This is a genomic window from Aquidulcibacter sp., from assembly GCF_049239865.1.
Taxonomy (GTDB): Bacteria; Pseudomonadota; Alphaproteobacteria; order Caulobacterales; family Aquidulcibacteraceae; genus Aquidulcibacter.
The window spans coordinates 1-3,988 of the sequence record NZ_JBMLTR010000166.1; the positions used below are offsets into that span (position 1 = coordinate 1).

The 3,988-nt window shown below is 56.2% G+C and carries 5 protein-coding genes; 4 read left to right on the forward strand and 1 reads right to left on the reverse strand.

Features of this window, described 5'->3' with window-relative positions; genetic code table 11:
• From ACOVRA_RS11770 to ACOVRA_RS11785, 4 genes are all read left to right on the forward strand, one after another.
• On the forward strand, positions 1–428 hold a 428-nt coding region (locus ACOVRA_RS11770; protein ID WP_421720455.1), incomplete at its 5' end, for a LysR substrate-binding domain-containing protein.
• Between the two features lie 627 nt (positions 429–1,055).
• The gene (locus ACOVRA_RS11775) at positions 1,056–2,024 is read left to right on the forward strand and encodes an SPFH domain-containing protein (protein ID WP_421720456.1); all 969 of its coding nucleotides are present in this window, start codon (positions 1,056–1,058) and stop codon (positions 2,022–2,024) included.
• A gap of 4 nt (positions 2,025–2,028) precedes the next feature.
• Positions 2,029–2,496: an NfeD family protein gene (locus ACOVRA_RS11780; protein WP_421720457.1), complete on the forward strand. Its 468-nt coding sequence runs from the start codon at positions 2,029–2,031 to the stop codon at positions 2,494–2,496.
• Between the two features lie 39 nt (positions 2,497–2,535).
• The gene (locus tag ACOVRA_RS11785) at positions 2,536–3,168 is read left to right on the forward strand and encodes a carbonic anhydrase (protein WP_421720458.1); all 633 of its coding nucleotides are present in this window, start codon (positions 2,536–2,538) and stop codon (positions 3,166–3,168) included.
• Here ACOVRA_RS11785 and ACOVRA_RS11790 read toward each other — a convergent pair.
• A partial coding sequence (locus tag ACOVRA_RS11790) for a sodium-dependent bicarbonate transport family permease (protein WP_421720459.1) occupies positions 3,165–3,988 on the reverse strand: 824 nt, incomplete at its 5' end. The genes ACOVRA_RS11785 and ACOVRA_RS11790 overlap by 4 nt on opposite strands.

Genomic DNA, 3,988 nt, shown 5'->3' on the forward strand with positions numbered 1-3,988 from the left:
GTGAATTGAAACTGCAAAAGCTGGTGTCTGAGGCCTATCAAGTCGTCTTTCGGCCTGGCCATCCCATTGAGGAAACCGACGGCTCCCTTTCGGCCATCTTGGCCTTCGATTGGGCCATCGCTGGGTTTGATAGCAAGTTTCAAAATGCCCTGCCCTTTGAACAACGTGAACTTTTGCGGCGGCAAGGGTTTCCCAAATATCGGATCTTGAACCAAAGCGCGTGCCTGGAACTGGCCATGCGGTCTGATATTGTCACGATGCTACCAGCCTCTGCTGCGGCACCCTTAGTCGCGAAGGGGGCCTGCCGGACACTTCCGTTTCCCGGCGGTGCCGCCTTTTCAATCAGTGCCGTAACCCATGCAGCCCAAGCGCCGTCACAAACCGTGCAAGCCTTCCTCAGCGCGATCAAATCGTCGCTCGCCATCTGAGGCAAAGACTGAGCCATCATTAGACGGACAATCCGCGCCTGCACACAAACGGCAGCAGCGTGCGCATCTGAGCGTGTGCGCAAAGACGCATTTGCCTCCACGAGGGCAAAGCAACATACGCCGCCGGCAAGGCCGATTGAGCTATAAACGCACAAATGGACTAAAAACGCACAAAGGCCGCACCGGTTTCCCCGTGCGGCCTGCTCTCAACAAGTTGAGTGCGACGGCTCCAAGCGCTAGGTATAGCTTTCGCTTCGCCTTCAGAAGTATTCGTTAGAATTAGACTATGTTGACCCCACCTATTGAAAGGCGTTTTCTTCTTTTGTCGCCTCGCTAACTTTCTACTCCCGCTCTTGCTTCCGTGAAACCAAGAGTACGCCTGATTTTTATTTTGACAAGAAGTTTTTTGTGTGTCGCGATTCTCATAATCACGCATAGAATCAGATGGATGTGGATTATCCCCAAATTTATCCACCATTTTATCCACAGGAAAGCGAGCGGCATCTTTTAATCTGGTTTGGCAATACACATATCTCGCCGGGGCAATGATTTAGGGTAGGCTTCGGACACGTGTGTGTACCGCGTTATGGCCTGCCTCACATTGGCTCTGAATGGGGAGGTTTATTCATGGAATTCTTTTGGTTCTCTGCCGTCTTGGTTGTGATGGCGATCATTTTTGTTACCACTTTTGTCAAAATCGTCCCACAAGGCCGACAATATACGCTGGAGCGCTTTGGCCGCTATTTGCGCACGCTCCACCCCGGCATCCATTTCATTACACCCATTATGGATCAGATCGGCCGCAAGATATCGATGATGGAAAGCGTCTTGGACGTGCCGCGCCAAGAGGTGATCACGCGCGACAACGTCATGGTGCGCTGCGATGCGGTGGTCTTCACCCAAGTATTTGACGCCGCCAAGGCCGCCTATGAGGTCGAAGATTTGCGTCTAGCCATCACGAATCTGTCCTTGACCAATTTGCGTACCGTGATCGGCTCGATGGAGCTGGACGAGGTCTTGTCCCAGCGCGACACCATCAATGCCAAACTGTTGCAGACCATTGATGCGGCCACCAATCCGTGGGGCGTCAAAGTCGTGCGCATTGAGATCAAGGACTTGTCGCCTCCATCGGACCTCAACGAAGCCATGGCCAAGCAAATGAAAGCCGAACGCGAGCGCCGGGCCGAAATCACCTCTGCCGAGGGCGAAAAAGCGGCCGCCATCCTGCGCGCCGAAGGCCATAAGCAGGCTGTCATCCTCGAAGCGGAAGGCCGCAAGGAATCCGCCTTTCGCGACGCCGAAGGCCGTGAACGCGCAGCCGAGGCTGAAGCCAACGCGACGCGCATGGTGTCCGACGCAATTTCCTCCGGTGACGTCAATGCGCTGAATTACTTCTTGGGCCAATCCTATGTGGAAGCCTTTGGTAAGCTGGCCTCCTCTCCGCAACAACGCACCGTGATCGTGCCGACGGAATTGAGTGCGATTGCCTCGGCCATTGAAGGGGTGCGTCAATTGACCATGTCGGGCACGGCTACACAAAGCCAAGGCCAAGCCAAAGCCCCTTCCCGTACCGCTGTTCCCACCACAAAGGACTAAACGAATGGAAGCTTTTACTTCTTCTTGGGCGGGCTTTGGCGCTTTGACCTGGCTTGGCATTGGTGCGGCTTTGTTGGCAGCTGAACTGCTGACGGGTACCGCCTATTTGTTGTGGATCGCCACTGCTGCAGCTCTCACCGCGGCACTGGCTTTCCTATTCCCAGATGCCAGCCTGCCCTTACAATTGGTGGCTTTTGCCTTTTTTGCTTTGGCAACGACGGTAGGCGGACGGCGTTTCTTTAAGCCCGATACCACGCCGTCGGAAGACCCCACGCTTAACGCGCCCCTGCAACGCCATATTGGCCAGCAGGCCATTGCGGTGGATGGCTTTGTGAGCGGTGCTGGCCGGGTCCGTCTGGGCGATACCGAATGGGCCGCCAAAACCCAAGACAAGGCCGACCCCGATAGTGGCAGCGTTTTGGTCGTGACCGGCGTTGAAGGCGCGGTCTTGCATGTGACGCGCGCCAATTAAGCCTTCCCTTGCCCGGACAGCTGCGGCTATAGACTTCTGATGGATCGATTATTGGAAGGCTATAGCCGTTTTCGCCGGGATGCTTGGCCGCACCAACGCGAACTCTATGAGCAATTGGCCGATGGCCAGACCCCACGCCTCTTAGTAATTGCCTGTTCGGACTCGCGCGCCGATCCAGGTCAGATCTTTGACGTATCGCCGGGTGAGTTGTTTGTGGTGCGCAATGTGGCCGCCCTTGTGCCACCGTTTGAGCAAGGCGAAGGCCTGCATGGCACCTCTGCCGCCATCGAGTTTGCCGTCCAAGCGCTTGGTGTGAAGACCATCCTTGTGATGGGCCACGCCCGTTGTGGTGGGGTCAAGGCTGCAATCGACCGTGGACGTTGGGGCACCAAGGCCGGGCAAGAAGGCCAGAGCTTGCGCTTCGTCAATCAATGGATCGACGTTTTGGTCCCTGTCGTCGTGGCGCTGAACACGCAAGAGATCGAACCGTGCGAGCGCGCCAGTGTCGAGCTTTCGATGTCCAATCTGTTGAGCTTCCCGTTTGTTGCCGAAAAAGTCGCCGCTGGCACCCTCAATCTGGAAGGCGCACGCTTTGACATTGCCACGGGTGGCCTCGACCTTTTCAACCATGAACGTGGCTGGGTGCGGGCAGATCCGCGGGCGGCGGACTAACCCCCCGTCAAGCTCGCCATCGTCGGCCAGCCGCTAATCATCGCCGATACCGCGAAATAGGCTGGGATGCCGATGATGATGTTGAATGGCAAGGTGATGCTGATCGACGTCGTCAGATAGAGCCCTTCATTCGCCTCTGGCATCGCCATGCGCACGGCAGCTGGAGCCGCGATATAAGAAGCACTGGCAGCCATGGTGGCAAATACCGCCGTACCACCAACCGAGAAGCCCGCGAAATGGCCCACAACCAAGCCAATCGCCCCAAACACAATCGGCATGGTGATCCCAAACCCAAGCATGAAGGGCAAAGGCGCTTTTGATTCGCGCAGGCGCTTTAAGGCCACCACGCCCAGTTCCAACAAGAAGAAGGCCAAAACGCCTTGGAAGGGCGTGATAAAGACGGTGGAGACAGCCTCAATCCCCTTGGCGTCGGTCAACAGGCCAACCAACAACCCACCGCCCATCAGCATGACGCTTTTGCTGGTTATGGCTTCGCGCAGCACATGATTGACGCTGATGGTGCGATTTTCCGACATAAGGCGCGCTAGCACGATACCGATAATGATACCGGGCACCTCCAACACAATCAGAAGCGCGGTCAGATAGCCCTCGATCTTAAAGCCGCTCAAAGTCGCGAAGTTGAGGGCGGCCATAAAGGTCACGGCACTGACCGAGCCGAAGTGAGCCGCCATCGCGCCTGAATCGACAATACTCTGCTTGCCAATCTGTCGAGCGACATAAAAGGCGATTAAGGGCGTCAAAACCCCCATAAAGATGGTCGCCAGAAACGGCAGCAACATCGAAGCGCCGGCTGAATTAT

Coding starts and splice junctions, on each gene's coding strand:
- ACOVRA_RS11785 (WP_421720458.1), top strand. CDS start 2,536: ATGGATCGATTATTGGAAGGCTATAGCCGTTTTCGCCGGGATGCTTGG.
- ACOVRA_RS11775 (WP_421720456.1), top strand. CDS start 1,056: ATGGAATTCTTTTGGTTCTCTGCCGTCTTGGTTGTGATGGCGATCATT.
- ACOVRA_RS11780 (WP_421720457.1), top strand. CDS start 2,029: ATGGAAGCTTTTACTTCTTCTTGGGCGGGCTTTGGCGCTTTGACCTGG.